The organism is Olleya sp. Ti.3.14, assembly GCF_038154885.1.
Lineage (GTDB): Bacteria > Bacteroidota > Bacteroidia > Flavobacteriales > Flavobacteriaceae > Olleya.
In genome coordinates this window covers 1-409 of record NZ_JBAKAO010000035.1, presented here as the reverse complement: position 1 = coordinate 409, position 409 = coordinate 1, and the positions used below count along the sequence as shown (strand labels likewise).

The window sequence follows — 409 nt, the reverse complement described above, 5'->3', positions numbered from 1 at the left end:
TAAAATGAGTGTTTAATTCTAATCGTGTGCTACTTGCACCATATAAATTAACAAAAAACTTATTATCTGTAGAAGGCTTACCTAACTCGGCATTAATCTGACCAGCAATACTTTCAAATCCATTAACCACACTTCCTGCGCCTTTAGTAATTTGAATACTTTCAACCCAAGTACCAGGAATAAAACTAAGACCAAAAGCTTGAGTAGCACCTCTAATTGCAGGAATATTTTCTGTAGCAATTAATATATACGGACTAGAAAGACCTAGCATTTTTATTTGTTTGGTACCTGTAACAGCATCACTAAAATTGACAGCAATGGATGGATTAGTTTCAAAGCTTTCGGACAGGTTACAACAAGCAGCTTTTAAAAGCTCGTCACTACTTACCAGTAGTGTATTTTGGGCTTT

Annotated in this window: 1 protein-coding gene; it reads right to left on the bottom strand. The window is 35.2% G+C overall.

Translation table 11 applies throughout. From position 1 onward, the window contains the following. Positions 1–409, bottom strand: a 409-nt coding sequence (locus V6251_RS15160; protein ID WP_341589001.1) for a TonB-dependent receptor plug domain-containing protein, incomplete at both ends; no start/stop codon positions are given.